At 72.2% G+C, this 14,797-nt stretch carries 15 protein-coding genes; 6 read left to right on the top strand and 9 right to left on the bottom strand.

Features of this window, described 5'->3' with window-relative positions; translation table 11 throughout:
- Positions 1–398: 398 nt before the first annotated feature.
- Both TU31_RS24055 and TU31_RS24050 read right to left on the bottom strand, forming a co-directional pair.
- Positions 399–755, bottom strand: coding sequence for a DUF4333 domain-containing protein (locus tag TU31_RS24055; RefSeq protein ID WP_042158145.1), 357 nt, complete (start codon positions 753–755; stop codon positions 399–401).
- Positions 756–885: 130 nt separating this feature from the next.
- Positions 886–1,878 carry an alpha/beta hydrolase gene (locus TU31_RS24050; protein WP_042158144.1) on the bottom strand — a complete coding sequence of 331 codons (993 nt, stop codon included), beginning with the start codon at positions 1,876–1,878 and terminating at the stop codon, positions 886–888.
- 295 nt (positions 1,879–2,173) lie between these two features.
- On the opposite strand from TU31_RS24050, the gene TU31_RS24045 reads away from it, so the two are divergent.
- Together TU31_RS24045 and TU31_RS24040 are read left to right on the top strand one after the other, a co-directional pair.
- Complete coding sequence (locus TU31_RS24045) at positions 2,174–4,228, top strand: ATP-binding protein (protein WP_042158143.1); 2,055 nt, start codon at positions 2,174–2,176, stop codon at positions 4,226–4,228.
- A 102-nt stretch (positions 4,229–4,330) separates the two neighbouring features.
- On the top strand, positions 4,331–4,540 hold the full coding sequence (locus tag TU31_RS24040; RefSeq protein WP_042158885.1) for a hypothetical protein: 210 nt from the start codon (positions 4,331–4,333) through the stop codon (positions 4,538–4,540).
- Between the two features lie 129 nt (positions 4,541–4,669).
- Here the strand turns inward: TU31_RS24040 and TU31_RS24035 are convergent, their stop codons facing one another.
- Complete coding sequence (locus tag TU31_RS24035) at positions 4,670–5,320, bottom strand: DedA family protein (protein ID WP_042158142.1); 651 nt, start codon at positions 5,318–5,320, stop codon at positions 4,670–4,672.
- A 224-nt stretch (positions 5,321–5,544) separates the two neighbouring features.
- Complete coding sequence (locus TU31_RS24030; RefSeq protein ID WP_042158140.1) at positions 5,545–6,000, bottom strand: DUF4442 domain-containing protein; 456 nt, start codon at positions 5,998–6,000, stop codon at positions 5,545–5,547.
- 246 nt (positions 6,001–6,246) lie between these two features.
- On the opposite strand from TU31_RS24030, the gene TU31_RS24025 reads away from it, so the two are divergent.
- Positions 6,247–7,533: an MFS transporter gene (locus TU31_RS24025; protein WP_042158884.1), complete on the top strand. Its 1,287-nt coding sequence runs from the start codon at positions 6,247–6,249 to the stop codon at positions 7,531–7,533.
- A gap of 36 nt (positions 7,534–7,569) precedes the next feature.
- Here the strand turns inward: TU31_RS24025 and TU31_RS24020 are convergent, their stop codons facing one another.
- The 4 genes from TU31_RS24020 to TU31_RS24005 all read right to left on the bottom strand — a co-directional run bounded on the left by TU31_RS24020 (position 7,570) and on the right by TU31_RS24005 (position 10,970).
- On the bottom strand, positions 7,570–8,424 hold the full coding sequence (locus tag TU31_RS24020) for a spermidine synthase (protein WP_042158882.1): 855 nt from the start codon (positions 8,422–8,424) through the stop codon (positions 7,570–7,572).
- A gap of 65 nt (positions 8,425–8,489) precedes the next feature.
- Positions 8,490–9,332 (bottom strand): patatin-like phospholipase family protein, encoded by an 843-nt coding sequence (locus TU31_RS24015; protein ID WP_042158139.1) that lies wholly within the window; start codon positions 9,330–9,332, stop codon positions 8,490–8,492.
- A gap of 167 nt (positions 9,333–9,499) precedes the next feature.
- Complete coding sequence (tuf, locus tag TU31_RS24010) at positions 9,500–10,672, bottom strand: elongation factor Tu (RefSeq protein WP_042158138.1); 1,173 nt, start codon at positions 10,670–10,672, stop codon at positions 9,500–9,502.
- Between the two features lie 109 nt (positions 10,673–10,781).
- Entirely contained in the window at positions 10,782–10,970 is a 189-nt protein-coding gene (locus tag TU31_RS24005; protein WP_042158137.1) for a hypothetical protein, read from the bottom strand.
- Between the two features lie 179 nt (positions 10,971–11,149).
- Between TU31_RS24005 and TU31_RS24000 the strand changes: the two genes are divergently transcribed.
- The 3 genes from TU31_RS24000 to TU31_RS23990 all read left to right on the top strand — a co-directional run bounded on the left by TU31_RS24000 (position 11,150) and on the right by TU31_RS23990 (position 13,462).
- Positions 11,150–11,851 carry a TVP38/TMEM64 family protein gene (locus TU31_RS24000; RefSeq protein ID WP_042158135.1) on the top strand — a complete coding sequence of 234 codons (702 nt, stop codon included), beginning with the start codon at positions 11,150–11,152 and terminating at the stop codon, positions 11,849–11,851.
- Positions 11,852–12,046: 195 nt separating this feature from the next.
- On the top strand, positions 12,047–12,919 hold the full coding sequence (locus tag TU31_RS23995) for an undecaprenyl-diphosphate phosphatase (protein WP_042158134.1): 873 nt from the start codon (positions 12,047–12,049) through the stop codon (positions 12,917–12,919).
- A gap of 27 nt (positions 12,920–12,946) precedes the next feature.
- Positions 12,947–13,462 carry a hypothetical protein gene (locus TU31_RS23990; protein WP_370682758.1) on the top strand — a complete coding sequence of 172 codons (516 nt, stop codon included), beginning with the start codon at positions 12,947–12,949 and terminating at the stop codon, positions 13,460–13,462.
- 280 nt (positions 13,463–13,742) lie between these two features.
- Here the strand turns inward: TU31_RS23990 and TU31_RS23985 are convergent, their stop codons facing one another.
- The gene (locus TU31_RS23985) at positions 13,743–14,597 is read right to left on the bottom strand and encodes a hypothetical protein (RefSeq protein WP_245698664.1); all 855 of its coding nucleotides are present in this window, start codon (positions 14,595–14,597) and stop codon (positions 13,743–13,745) included.
- Between the last annotated feature and the right edge of the window lie 200 nt (positions 14,598–14,797).

Here is a 14,797-nt window from a genome sequence, read left to right as displayed (position 1 = left end):
CCTGGCCGCGACGCAGAGAATCACCCACGGCCCCAGACATACGTGTACGGCCGCGCACAGTCGCCTGCCAGAAAGCCATCGAAGGGCCGGCTAATGGCATAGTTCTCCCCGGGGTGGCGGTTTTCTTAGGCCAATGCGCGGAATTTCTTTCTTGCCTTAGCAGGTGACTACCCGGTTGGCAAGTGCGATGATCTTAGCATCACAGCAACACCCGTCGTCCAACGGCGATCTGAACAGTTGCAGCATCTGAAGCAGATTCAACAAAGGCCCACTTTGGGTCCATTGGGCGTTGATGCCGGTCCTGACGGCGCAACCGGACCGCCCGCTTCCTGACGGACCGTTGACGCGCTGCCCCCTGCGCCGTAGCGAACGCAACGTGCAACCGGGTTCAGCAAAGGTCAGCGATGGGGCGCGTCATGGACATAGGTGATCTCGCCGCCGCGGACGCGTACGCCCCGTACGGTCATGTCCCGGTCGGTGCCCCGCAGATAGTGGGCCGTGCACTGGGTCCGGGCCCCCTTGACGGCCCGCAGGTCCTTCGCGCAGTCGACCGAGCGCGGTCCCCTGGGGATCACCGGAAGCGACAGATGGCCCGAGATCGAGCGGGCGATCTCGTCGCGCGGGACGGTGTCGGACGTCCCGTCCACCTCACTGGTCGCATCCCGGTCCGTCAGCCACCGGCTGCCCGCCGTGAAGCTGCCTGCCAGCAGAGCCGTACCGGCCAGCACCAGGCCGACAGCTCGCAGATTCCGCACAGTTCTCCTTCGGCCTGGGCACCACACGGACACCGGCCGTGCCCACGTGCCGGGTCACGGACAATTCTTGCCGGTGGCCCGGTTGCGGCAACAGGAGTCCCCGTCGTGCGCCCGGCCGGGCGACGGTGCGTCACGCGGACGGTTCGGGGCCCCGCATCCGCCGGCTGATCCAGTGCAGCGACTCGGCCATCCGCCGGATGTAGGTGTGGCCACTGTGCACGCCGTCCGGTATCTCGAAGAGCGTGGAATGGACCGGCCCGCCGGTGTACTCCTTGATGAAGCGCTTCACATCGGGTACCGCCGCCTCCTTTCTCCCGAGCTCGAAGGCGAGATAGACCGGCAAGTCCTTGCGCGCGGCCAGCCGACGGGCCAGATGGCGTGGGTCGTTGGCGCGCATCTCCGCCGGGTGCCCCTGCCACAGCGGTGAATCCGGCGCGGTGTCAGGGCCGTTGACGACGGCCGCCTTGAACTTCTGCGGTTCCTTGAGGACGGCTTTCAGCGCGGCGAAGCCACCGGACGAGGAACCCATGAAGGCCCAGCCGTCACGGCTGTCGTACGTACGGAAGTTGGCCCGCGCGAAGTCCGGCACGTCCTCGGTCAGCCAGGTGCCCATCTTGGGCTGCCCGGGGATGTCGCTGCCGTCGTAGTACGTCCGGCCCGGATTGAGCACCGGCATCACGACGATGAACGGCAGCGTCCGGCCCTGCCGCGACCACTTCGCGATCCGCTCCTCCAGCGCGAAGGCCTCCCCCGCCCAGTAGTTGAACGGAAAGCCGTAGGCACCGGGCAGCGCGATCAGCACCGGGAAGCCGCTCCTGGCGTAGCGCGCCTGGTGGTACTCCGGCGGCACCCAGGCCCATATGCCGCCGGTGAAACCGGACTTGCGGCCGTGCCACTTCGTCGTCACGACCCGGGTCCCGCCCCCGGTCGGACGGAACACGGTGAAGGACGAGCGCGGTCCGCGGGGCGGCACCACCCGGGGCTGTCCGTTGCGGGCGTCCGCGGCATGGGCCGGCGGCTGCGGCATGCCGGAGGCGTGGACGGTGTCCCGGCCGTCGCCGCAGCCGGCCAGCAGCCCCAGGGCCACCACACTCACCACAGCGCGGACGCGCAGGCACTTCATCGGGACGTCTCCTTGGCTCCTCGGGCCGGCCGCGAGCAGTCACGCTGCCACCAAGCCACCGGTCGCAAGACATCGCCTTGAGATCGCCCGCGGCACCCTCGATGCCGCCCCCGGGGGCCCTGACCTGGTGGTCCGCACGCGCGGTTCCGCGCAACGACGCACCGGCACGTCAAGTACACCGGCCGGGTTTCCCTCGTTCGATGAGGCCACGAGTTGTTTACCGGTCGGTCGGTTCTGGCAAGGTGGGTTCCCAATTCCGAAGGGCGCGGCGCTGTGCCGTGGTTGGGGATGACCGATGACCGCGAGTGCCGATCGCCGGCCGCTGCCCGGCCTAGTGGGGCGGGCCGTTGAGCACGAGCTGGTTTCCGGGCTGCTGGGCAGCGCACCGCTCGTGACGCTCACCGGAGCCGCGGGAGTGGGCAAAAGCGTGCTGGCCCGCGCCGTCCTGGAGGAGCACACCGCCCGGCACGACGGCACGGTCCTCCGCGTCGGCTGCTGGGACGGGCTGCCCGCGGGCGGGCTGGCGGAGGCGCTGCTCAGGGCGGCGCGGCCGGCGGACAGCACCCGCCGGGACACCACGACGGCCCTCGTCCGGCGGACTGCCCCGTCCTGCGTCGGCGAGGCGGTGCAGGGCCGGACGGGGCCGGCGGAGGCGCCAACTGGGCCTGCTCCGGCGGGCGATACGGCGATTGCCGCGCTCGCCGCGCACTGCCGGCGCTATCGCGCGACCGTGCTGCTGGACGACTGCGATCCACTGCGCGACGAATGCGTACAGCTCGTACGCCGGCTGCTGCGGGCCGATCCCACGCTGCGCATCGTGGCGACCGCACGTGGTGCGCTCGGGCTGCCCGAGGAGCGGACCGTCGCCATCGCACCGCTTCCGGTGACACTGGGCGAGGGGGTCGCCGGGCCGGCCGTCGAGCTGCTGGCCGCACGCGCCGGGGCCGCCACGCCGGAGCTCCTGGTCGCCGTGTGCCAGGCGCTGGAGGGCTCGCCGCTGGCGATCGCGCTGGCCGCGCAACAGCTGGACCGGATGTCGTTGCCACAGCTCGCGGCACAGGTGGGGTCGGACGGTCCGCTGTTCTACTCGGGGCCGGCGGCGACCGTGCGGCACACCTCGCTCTACGCCGCGCAGGCCGCGGGCTACGCCCTCTGCTCGCCCCTCGACCGGCGGGTCTGGGCGCGGCTCTCGGTGCTGCCCGGCGACTTCGATCCCTGGCTCGCCGGTTGTGTCTGCACCAGCTGTGACGTTCCTGCGGCCGCAGTCGAGGGCGCGCTGGAACGACTGCTCACCGCCTCGGTCGTGGAGCGCGTACGCGACGCCGGGGGCACGCAGGAGGACACCGGGGCGGCGCTGCCACCGCGCTACCGACTCCCCCGCGCCGCCCGCGACTTCGGGCGGACGCAGCTGCGTGAGGCGGGCGAGGAGGCCGCGGCGCTGCGACGGTTCCGGCAGGCCTGCGCGGCGCTCGCGGCCGAGGCCCAGATCGCCTGGCAGGGCCCCCATCAGCAGATCGCCGTACGTCTGGTGGAGGACGAACAGGCCAATCTCGATGCGGCGCTGACCCGGCCCCCGCAGGACGCGGAGGATGCGCTCGGCGCGCTGGAGATCGCGGTATCGCTGTGGTTCCACTGGGCGGCCTGCGGCTTCCGCCGCGAGGGGCGGGCACATCTGGACCGGCTGCTGCTGCTCTCGCGGGACGACACCGCGCTGCGGGCCCGCGCGCTGTGGCTGGCCGGATACCTCGCGGCGCAGGAGCACGCGCTCGGCGCCGCGGAGGCGCTGCTCGACGAGGCGTGGACGGCGGCCGTGATGCATGCGGACTCCGACGGGCTGGCCCGTATCGCGCATGCGCACGGCGTACTGGCGCTGTACCGGGGGAACACCGAGGCGGCGGTGGCCTGTCTGGAGGAGGCGGCCCGGCACCGTTCCCGGGACCCGTGGTTCGGCCCGGGGCCCGCCCACAGCTGGGCGCTGCTCGCCGTAGCCCTGTCGTCGCACGACCCGGAGCGGGCCCGGGACGCGGCCCGTCGCGCCTGGGAGAGCCGGCACTCGGACGGCGATTTCTGGCTGTACTCCACGATCCTCTATGCCTGTGCGGCGACCGAGCGCGCCCATGGGGAGCCGGCGGCGGCGCTGCGGGCCTGCCATGCGGCACTGGCAGCCAAAAAGCTCATCGGTGACCCCCTGTTCATCGCCGGGGCCCGCGATCTGCTGGCCGGTCTGCGGCGTGAGGTGCGCGACGGGGAGCCGCCGCCGGACCCTGACGAGGAGGCCCCGTGGTGGCGGCCCGGCGGGCCGGACGTACCGCCGCAGCCGTTCTTCTCGCGGCTGCGGACGGGGCCGTGAAGGCCGGGGTGGCCGGTGGCCGCCCGGAAGGCGGACACGGTGGGTGACGGGCCTGTCGCGCTCGGGATGCGGGGGCGCCGTGACGGTCGCATGCTGGGGCGTATGAAGCGTGCCCCCGTGATCGTGCATCCGCCCTGCACAGGCGGTCGCCGTGTGACGCTCTACGGACAGGATCTGGGCCGGGCGCTGCGCCCCGGTGACGTGGCCGCGATCCTGCGCCGGGCCGGTTTCTGCGCCTCCACCTTCGTCTGGGACGACACCGGCGTCTTCGAATGGCGCGACGGCGGACCCGACGTCTGGCTGATGCCCTGACGCGAGGCCCGTCCGTGACGGACCGGACGGGCGTCGCCTGTAGGTGAGTTGCCGTGCTCGGGCGTTCAACTACCGGTGTTCACCAGCGATTACGCCCCATGGACCGAGCCGCGGGAAACGGCCGCGCGGTCAGTCGACCGTCGCCGGGACCGGGCTCTCGGCCGCCTCGCGGGCGGCGGCCGCCTTCTTCGCCCGGTGCTTCATCAGGAGGAAGGAGCCGAGGCCGAACAGCAGGGCGGCGACCAGCCCGAGCCAGGAGAAGCGCTTGAGCCACTCCTCGGCGACGACACCCACGCTGTAGATCAGCGCGGTCGTACCGCCGGCCCAGACGATGCCGCCGAGGACGTTGGCGATCAGGAACTTCCAGTACGGCATCTTGAGGACACCGGCGAGCGGGCCGGCGAAGATGCGCAGCAGCGCGATGAAACGGCCGAAGAAGACCGCCCACATACCCCACTTGTCGAACTTCGCCTCGGCCATCGCGACATGGTCGGGGCCGAAGTGCTTGGGGAACTTGCGGCCGGCCCACTGCAACAGGGGCTGGCCCCCCTTGCGTCCGATCAGATACCCGATGGAGTCACCGATGATCGCGCCAGCGGTCGCACAGGCGCCCAGCACGAACGGATTGATGTGGTCCTGGGTCGCCGCGAGGATCGCCGCGCTGACGAGGACGATCTCGCCGGGCAGCGGAATGCCCAGGCTCTCCAGGCCGATGACCACCCCCACCAGGAGGTAGACGCTCACGGCCGGTACCGACTCGAGCCACTCCTGGATGTGCAACGCCGATTCCTCCGCTGGTGTAGGGCCCCGTGGGCCGTGGCCCGACGTCCGTGACACCGTGCCGATCAGTCCCCTGGCGCACCGCAGCGCGCCCCGGGAAGAGTACTCGATCGGGCCGCCCGGGGGCCGAATCCACGTGCGCTACGCAACATCTGGCGCCCGGACACCACGACGGCCCGCCGCGCGGTGCACGGCGGGCCGTGAGGGCCCGATGGAGAGGCAGCTCACTTATTGGGGCGCAGGGTCCACACGATGCTCATCTCGCCGGTCACCGCGCCGTCCTCGCGGGTGATGGCGATGTTCACCGGAAATTCCGGGCGCTCTCCGGCGTCGAGCTCGGCGACGACCTCGGCCACCGGCCGGCCCAGCTCCGCGGTGGCCGTGACGGGCCCCATGGCGAGCTTCTTGTAGCCGATCTCGGCGCGCACCGCCAGCGGCACCGCGCGGCCGAGCTGGTCACCGAAGGCCGCCATCACGATGGCACCGCTCGCCGACTCGGCGAGGGTGAACATCGCGCCGGCGTGCGGACCGCCGACGTGGTTGTGGAAGTCGGGCTGGTCGGGCATGCGGACCACGGCGCGCTCGGCGGTGGTCTCGGTGAACTCGAGGTTCAGGGTGCGGGCCATCGGCACGGATGCCGCCATCATTTCGCCGATCGACGGCAGGGTCTCGGAGGACATACGGTCATGTTACCTAGCGGTAGCTTAGGTGTGAAGAGCCGGCCGCGTCATGGGCCGGCTCTTCGCCGGACGCCCGGCAACAACCCGTGCTGCCCGTGTCCCGCCCGCCTTATCGTTGACGCTCATGTGGCCAGGACAGCAGCACAGCGGAGACGGACGGGTGACGTGCCCTGCACGCCCCGTGCACCGGCCGGACGACCCGAGCCGGAAGCGGTCCGCCACGGCACCTTCCCGGCCGGTGCGGTCGTGGTGAAGGCCGTCCCCCCATGGGCGGGGCGCAACTATCTGCTGCTCACCGGCGCCACGGTGATCGCGAACCTCGGCAGCTCCGGCGCACTGATCGCGACCGCCTTCGCGGTGCTCGCCGCCGGCGGTTCCGGCACCGAGGTCGGTCTGGTCGCCGCCGCACGGACGGTTCCGCTGCTCTGCTTCCTGCTGGTCGGCGGCGCGGTCGCCGACCGGTTCCCCCGGCATCGCGTCATGGTCGCCGCGAACGCCCTCAGCTGTTTCTCCCAGGGCCTGTTCGCGCTGCTCGTACTGGCCGGGGAGCCGCGGCTGTGGCAGATGGCGCTGCTGGCCGCGCTCGGCGGTACCGGGCAGGCGTTCTTCGCTCCGGCCTCCGAGGGCATGGTGCTGGCCAGCGTCTCCGGCGACCAGGCCGGGCGCGCCTTCGCCGTGTTCCGCATGGGCATGAACGGCGCGAACATCGGCGGCGCGGCCCTGGGCGGCGCGCTGGTCGCCGCGGTCGGGCCCGGCTGGGTGCTGGCCGTCAACTCGGCCGCCTTCGCGCTCGCGGCGGCGCTGCGCGCGTTCCTCGACGTCAGCGGGGTCCCCGAGCGGGGCCCCGGCGGCGGAATGCTGCACGATCTGCGGGACGGCTGGCGCGAGGTCGCCTCCCGGCCCTGGCTGTGGGCGGTCGTGGTCCAGTTCTCCATCGTCAACGCGGTGGTGTCGGCCGCCGAGGCGGTCTACGGCCCCCTGGTCGCCGAGCAGCATCTGGGCGGCCCCGGGCCCTGGGGGCTGGCGCTGGCCGCGTTCGGTGTGGGCACCGTGGGCGGCGCCCTGCTGATGGCCCGGGTGCGACCGCGCCGGATGCTGCTGACCGGTGCGCTGTGCGTCTTCCCGCTCGCCCTCCCGTCCGCCGCGCTCGCCGTCCCGCTGCCCGCGGCCGGACTCACCACGGTCATGTTCACCACCGGGATCGCGATCGAGGTCTTCGCGGTGACGTGGATGACGGCGCTGCACCAGGAGATCCCTGAGGAGAAGTTCTCCCGGGTCTCGTCCTACGACTGGCTCGGGTCCCTGGCCCTGGTCCCGCCGGCCACCGCACTGGCCGGCCCCGTCCAGGACGCCATCGGCCGGCGGGCCGCGCTGTGGGGCTGTTCCGCGCTGATCGTGCTGCTGACGGCGGCGGTGCTGTGCGTACCGGATATCCGGCGTCTGACACGGCGTACGACGCCGGAGCCGGCCGCCGGGGTGCCGGCCGCCCGCACGGCCGGGGCGACGGAACCCGACACCGCGGCGGCGGAGTAGCCGGTAGCGGCGGCGCCGGGCCGTAGCCGGCCGGGGTCAGCCCACGCTGAACGCGCCGTCCGGCGGCACCGGGGACGCCACCGCCTCGGCATCGCGTACGGGATCCGCGTCCGCGATCAGCCGCCGCAGCGCCGCGCCGTGCTCGACCCGGGCCGGGAAGGCGTCACCGGCCGTCCGCCGGGCCAGGTCGGCGACGGGGAGCGGCTCCCGCGAGGCGAGCAGCACGGCGTTGCCGAACCGGCGGCCGCGCAGCACCGAGGGCTCGGCGATCAGGGCGAGATGCTCGAAGACCGTGGCGAAATTGGCGAGTTGGCCGCGCAGAAAGGCGAACGGCGCGCTGTCCGCGAGGTTCGCCGCATAGCGGCCGTCCGGCCGCAGCACCCGTGCGGCGGCCCGTGCGTACTCGACCGAGGTGAGCTGGGCCGGCACCCGCGACCCGCCGAAGACATCCGCCACGATGACATCGGCGCTGTCCTCCGGCGCGGCCTCCAGTGCCGCGCGGGCGTCCTCGGCATGCACGGTGATCCCGCTGCCGCCGGGCAGCGGCAGATGCTCCGTGACCAGGGCGAGCAGCCCGCGGTCGGCTTCGACGACGTCCTGCCGGGAGTGCGGACGGGTGGCGGCGAGGTAGCGCGGCAGGGTCAGCGCCCCGCCGCCCAGATGCAGCACGTCGAGCGGCTGCCCCGGCGCGGCCGCCTCGTCCAGGACGTATGCCAGCCGGCGCACGTACTCGAATTCCAGATGGGCGGGCGCGTCGAGGTCCACGTACGACTGCGGTGCGCCGTCCACGGTCAGCAGCCAGGCGCGGGGCCGGTCGACGTCCGGCAGCAGCTTGGCGGTGCCGCAGTCCACGGTCCTGGTGACGGGTATCGGCTCGGGTGCTTCGTCCACCGTCCCATTGTGCCGGTGCGGGTGGGGCGCCCGGGCCACGGTCGCCGCGGGTACCTGCCGACCGGTCAGTCCGACCAGACCCGCCGGATCTCCGCCAGATGCGCGGCGGCCTGCCGGCGCCCCGCACGGGCCGCGTCCGCGCGCTTGGCCGGGTCGAGGACGTTACGGCCGAACGCCGACCTCGCCACCCGGTCCGGGGTGATCACACACACCCGGGCGCCGCCGCGCGCCAGTCGCGCGCCCTGCGCCCGCGGTCCGGCGATCGGCCCGCCGGAGGCCGCCATCGGCGCGACGACCACCACCCGGCCATATCCGGCGGCCAGGTCGGCGTTGGCGCTGGAGTGCACCCCGCCGTCGATCCAGCGGGTGCCGTCGATGGTGACCGGCGGATAGATGCCGGGGACCGCGCAGCTCGCGCCCACCGCGTCGAGCAGCCGCACCCCGCTCGTGTCGTCGAACGCGGTCCGCTCCCCCGTCACCGCCTCCACCGCCGTGATCACCAGCCGGCGGGCCGGCCAGTCGGTCATCCCCAGGGTCCGGGCGATCACCGATCGCTGTTCCTCCTCGGGGACGGTACGGGCCGCGAGCGCCAGCTTGCCCATGCGGACGCCGAAGGCGACCGTGTCACGGGAGCGCAGCGCGATGGCCGCGAACCGGGCCAGGGCGGCCGGGCCCATACGGGCGGCCGACCGGGCCTCCGGTACGGCGAGCTGGCGTTCGTACATCTCCTCCAGGGACAGCTGCCGGGAGGTGAGATGGGCGCCGACGATCGAGCCGGCGGAGGTGCCGATGACGACATCGGCCCCGGTGAGGTCGACGCCCGCCTCGGCGAGTCCGGCCAGCATCCCGATCTCCCAGCCGATCCCGGTGAGCCCGCCGCCGCCCAGGACCAGTGCCGTGCCCGCCATGGGGTCTCCCTCGCGCCTTCAGGACGACCGGCCGCACCAGTACGGCGCGGCCGGATCACCCTCGTCATCCGTGGCGAGCAGTCTCGCACCCGCCTGTCCCCGGGACAGCGGGCGGCTGCGCCCGGCACCGAAGAGGCGCCGGGCACAGCCTGATGACCTGCGGTTTCTCACTCCTCGACGGTGCGTACGGTGCCCGCTCCGACGGTCCGGCCGCCTTCACGGATGGCGAAGCCCAGCCCCCGCTCCAGCGGCACCTCGCGGCCGAGTTCCACCGACACCGTCACCGTCTCGCCGGGGCGGGCGATGCCCCGCTCGCCGAGGTCGAGGTCGCCGACCACGTCCGCGGTACGGATGTAGAACTGCGGCCGGTAGCCGGTGGAGAGCGGCGTCCGGCGGCCGCCCTCCTCGGTGGAGAGCACATACACCTCGGCGGTGAAACGGCGCCGTGGTGTGACGCTGCCGGGCGCGGCGACCACATGCCCACGGCGCACCTGGTCACGGTGGAGACCGCGCAGCAGCAGCGCGACATTGTCGCCGGCCTCGGCGGACTCCATGGGCTTGCCGAACGTCTCCAGCCCGGTGACCGTCGTCTCGGTCTCCGCGCCGAGCACCGCGACCCGGTCGCCGACCCGCACCGTGCCGCGCTCGACGGCTCCGGTGACGACCGTGCCGCGCCCGGTGATGGTCAGCACGTTCTCCACCGGCAGCAGGAACGGCGCGTCGACATACCGCTCGGGCATCGGGACATAGGTGTCCACGGCGTCCAGCAGCGCCTCGATCGCCTGCGTCCAGCGCGGGTCGCCCTCCAGCGCGCGCAGCCCCGAGACCCGGACGACGGGGACATGCTCCCCGTCGTAGCCGTGCGCGCCGAGCAGTTCGCGCACCTCCAGCTCCACCAGGTCGGTGAGCTCCGGGTCGCCGGCGTCGGCCTTGTTGAGGGCCACGACGATGTGCCGGACGCCGACTTGCCTGGCGAGCAGCACATGCTCGGCGGTCTGCGGCATGATCCCGTCGAGCGCGGAGACGACCAGGATCGCGCCGTCGAGCTGCGCCGCGCCGGTCACCATGTTCTTGATGAAGTCGGCGTGGCCGGGCATGTCGACATGGGCGTAGTGCCGGGTGCCGGTCTCGTACTCGACGTGCGAGATGTTGATGGTGATGCCACGGGCGGCCTCCTCCGGGGCCCGGTCGATACGGTCGAACGGCACGAACGTCCCGCTCCCCTGGTCACTGAGCACCTTGGTGATGGCCGCGGTCAGAGTGGTCTTGCCGTGGTCGACGTGGCCCATGGTGCCGATGTTCAGGTGCGGCTTGGTGCGCACATATGCCGTCTTGGGCATGGTGTTCTTCCTCGCAACAATGCGGTGAGAACGGCGACTTGACGCCGTGGGGACCCCTGAGACCGGCCGACCCTCCCCCTGCGGGGTCCGCCGGACGATCCGGAGAGGGTCAGCTTCGTGCGCCGTCGGTCGCTGCGGCGGCCGGGACGGCGGCTGCTGCGACGGCGGTGGCCGCTGCCACCGCATCGGCACCTACGGGTGCGAAGTCCGCTGCGGCGAGGGCCGCGAGATGATCGACGGCAGCCTTCGGCGCGTCCGCGACTGCGGACGGGAGCGCGAGGAAGGCATGCCGGAACATGCGTCATATAGTGCCGGTCGACCTCCCCGGCGTCGAACGATTTATCCGGGACACGGGCCGCGGCGCCTCGACCATGCCCGGCCCGCCGAGGACCGGGCCAGAACGGCGATGCGCTCGGCTCACGGGGCGTACGGGCCCGGTGACGGCTCCCGGGCGTCCCGGTCGGTTACGCTCCCGGGATGTTCCCGCCCGCCGCAACGCCCGACGGCCTCGCCGCGCGCTGCACGCGTGTGCTGTTCTCCCCCTGGGCCCGGCTGGGGCTGCTGCTGGCCCTGCTGGCCTGCGCCGCGACCGCCATGCTGCTCTGGCAGCCGCAGCACCTCCTCACGGGTGGCTGGCCCGGCCGGCTGTCCGGCCCGACCGCTCTCCTGCTCTTCGCGCTGGTCTACGGCGGGTGCACCACCGCCTTCGTGCCGCGCCCGGTCCTCAACCTCGCGGCGGGTGCCCTCTTCGGCGGCCAGGCCGGCCTGGCCGCCGCACTGGCCGGGACGGTGCTGGGCGCCGGGCTGGCCTTCGGGCTCGGCCGGGTCCTCGGCCAGGACGCCCTGCGTCCGTTGCTGCGCGCCCGCTGGCTGACGGCTGCCGACCGGCAGTTGAGCGAGCACGGCTTCCGCTCGATGCTGGCCCTCCGGCTCTTCCCCGGCCTGCCGTTCTGCGCCACGAACTACTGCGCCGCGGTCTCCCGGATGCGCTGGTTCCCCTTCCTCCTCGCGACGGCGCTCGGCAGCATCCCGAACACCGCGGCGTACGCCGTCGCCGGTGCGCGGGCCGCGACGCCCACCTCGCCGGTCTTCCTCGTCGCCCTGGGCTTCATCGCCGTCAGCGGTCTTGGCGCGCTGGCGGTGGCGTGGCGCAAACGGAAGGCGCTGCGCGGGCGCTGAACACGGCAGGGCGGGCGACGGACATCACCTCGGCCGCCGCGGGGCAAGTACGGCAGTCCAGGCCCCTTTGGCCGCCCGGACATCTTCGGACGTTACGCTGCCCGGGTCGGCGGTGATCCGCATCCGCCGCCACTGTCCGCTTTCTCCCGTCTCGCGCAGGTCAGCGCTTGATCACCCTTGGATAGCGTATTTTCCATGTCTTGGTTTGAATCTTTCGTCCTCGGACTTGTCCAAGGGCTGACCGAGTTTCTGCCCATCTCCTCCAGCGCGCATCTCCGTTTGACCGCGGCGTTCGCCGGCTGGCAGGACCCCGGTGCGGCGTTCACCGCCATCACGCAGATCGGCACCGAAGCGGCCGTCATCATCTACTTCCGCAAGGACATCGGGCGGATCATCTCGACGTGGTCCCGCTCACTCTTCAACCGGGAGCTGCGGCACGATCACGACGCCCAGATGGGCTGGCTGGTGATCGTCGGCTCCATCCCGATCGGTGTGCTGGGCATCACGCTCAAGGACGCCATCGAGGGCCCGTTCCGTGATCTGCGGCTGATCGCCACCACCCTCATCGTCATGGGTGTGGTCCTCGGCATCGCCGACCGGCTGGCCGCCCGCGACGAGACCGGCGGCCGGCACCGCGCCGCCAAGCAGCGCAAGACCCTGACCGACCTCAGCGTCAAGGACGGTCTCCTGTACGGCGTCTGCCAGGCCATGGCGCTCATCCCCGGCGTCTCCCGCTCCGGCGCCACGATCAGCGGCGGACTGCTGATGGGCTACACCCGTGAATCCGCGGCCCGTTACTCCTTCCTGCTCGCCATCCCCGCCGTACTGGCCTCCGGCGTCTACGAACTCAAGGACGCCGGCCAGGGCCATGTCTCCTGGGGCCCCACCGTGTTCGCCACGATCATCGCCTTCGTCGTCGGCTACGCGGTGATCGCCTGGTTCATGAAGTTCATCTCCAACAAGTCCTTCATGCCCTTCGTCATCTACCGCATCCTCCTGGGCATAGCCCTCTTCGCCCTGGTCGCGGCGGGGACGCTGTCGCCCCATGCGGGAGAGCTGGCGGGCTAGGGCCGGTCCGTGCCACACCTGAAGTCCTTGATCACTGCCATCCGCGAACGGGATGAGGCCGCCGATCTCCTCGCCTGGCCCGGGGATTTCGAGCTGGACCGGGGCGACCATGTCGAGGAGGTCCACCTCGCTTCGGGCGCCGCGCTGGAGGGGTTCGCGGGCGACGGTGCCGGGGGCACCTTCTTCTTCTGCGGTGCGGGCGGCGAGGAACGTCCGGTCCTGTACGCGGACTCCGAGGGAGGTGCCGCACTCCTCGCGATCGGTCTGCCCGAACTCCTGCGGCTCCTGCTGGTCGCCCCGTGGTGGCGCGACTGCCGAACATTCACCGCAGAGGAGAGCCAGGAGCTCGCAGCCGACTACCTGGAGGACATACCGGACCTGGTGGCCCGTCGGGACCGTGCCGCCGCGGCTCTTGGCCTTGACCTGCCCACCGAGGCAGCCGCCTTGGCTCGCCTGCGGGACGTGGCCGTCGGGGCCGGCAAGGACTTCGTCCTCATCTTCACGCCGGAGGGCGAGCCTTACTCGCCTCTGCTGGTGGACTGAAACGCCGCGCTGTCGGCGAACGTCGGCGCCCGGGCACCTCGTGTGGCGCCGGCCACCGGCGCCACCTCCCCCTCCCGTCCTCCCCCTTGGGCGTCGGCGCGCCTGCCCGCGCGTCGCGCCCATCAGGTCTGTGGCCTGCTCTCTTGTCATCCCTTTCGTCACCCCGGGCCAGGGAGTCCCGGGCGGGGACGCGTCGTCCCGGGCCGGGCCGGGGACGGTCTGCGAGGCAGGGTACGTACGTATCGGCATCGAATCGGGTCCGTCAGGAACCGGGGTGGCGTCAGGAACTGAGGTGATATTGGGCCCAGGGCTGATGGGCCGGCGCGGTCTCCTCGTGTGAGGGCGCGAGGGTGCCCCACGGGGCGAGCGCGTTGTCCCACTCGGAGGCCAGGGCGGCCATGTCCGGGACGGAGTCCGTGGACGGCATCGCGCCGGTGTGCCACGCGGACGCCATGGGGTGCGCCGAGGGGGCGGCGTTCCAGGAGGCGGTCTGCTGGGCGGGGATGGAGTATTCGGATTCATGAACATCGCCGGGGCCGCGCCGGTGGCGTCCCGCGTGGGTTTCCACCGGGCCGGGATAGAACCGCCCCTGGGCGGAGAGCTGTTGGGCCCGGGTGACCAAGCGGGTGAGGTCGAGCCCGAATTCAGCGGCGAGTTCGCGCAGATCCACTCCGGTCTGCCAACTGCCGATGAGCACCGCGTCCATCGCCGGGGACCAGGTCTGCTCCGCGGCCCCTACGCCGCCGGTGGCCTCGCGGGTGGTGCCGGCCGGGCGCGCTCCGGCGGACGGGTTCTGGTGGGAATATTCGGCCGCGGGCTCCGGAGCCGGGGTGGTCTCCTCGGGCGGGGGTGCGGCGGGCGTAGCGGCCGCCAGCAGTTCGTCGGCGACGGCGCGGGCGTCCTCCTTGCCCACCGTGCGCCGGGCGATGCGCACTTCCCGCTCGTTCAGACCGAACAGCCCGGCCACCGCGCCGGTGCTCCCCACCGTCACCGCGAATGCCGCCAGAACCCGCGACCGGTCGGCCTGGGCCTCGTCAAGCCTGGCCTGCGCCTCACGCACCCGCTCGTCCCCCAGGCAAAACGCTTCCGCCAGCACGGCGTTGCGGTCCCACAACTCTCTAGGATCCATACTCATTCAACGCCTCTTCGGCGCAGGTGTCCCGATCTGGCTCAGCAAAGCACCCCAAAGCACCCATCGAACCACCAGATGAAAATCGTCCCGGGTGCGCGACTCCGCATCGCTCCGTACCCCGTCCGGGGTCATATGCCCTGGCCACAGGCCCGCGAAAATACGCAACGCGGATTGTCAGTGCCGTGAGCTACTGTCCTGATCAG

The organism is Streptomyces lydicamycinicus (assembly GCF_000829715.2).
GTDB lineage: Bacteria > Actinomycetota > Actinomycetes > Streptomycetales > Streptomycetaceae > Streptomyces > Streptomyces lydicamycinicus.
Note: the sequence above shows the minus strand (reverse complement) of the source record. Positions and strands in the feature narration are given on the sequence as shown.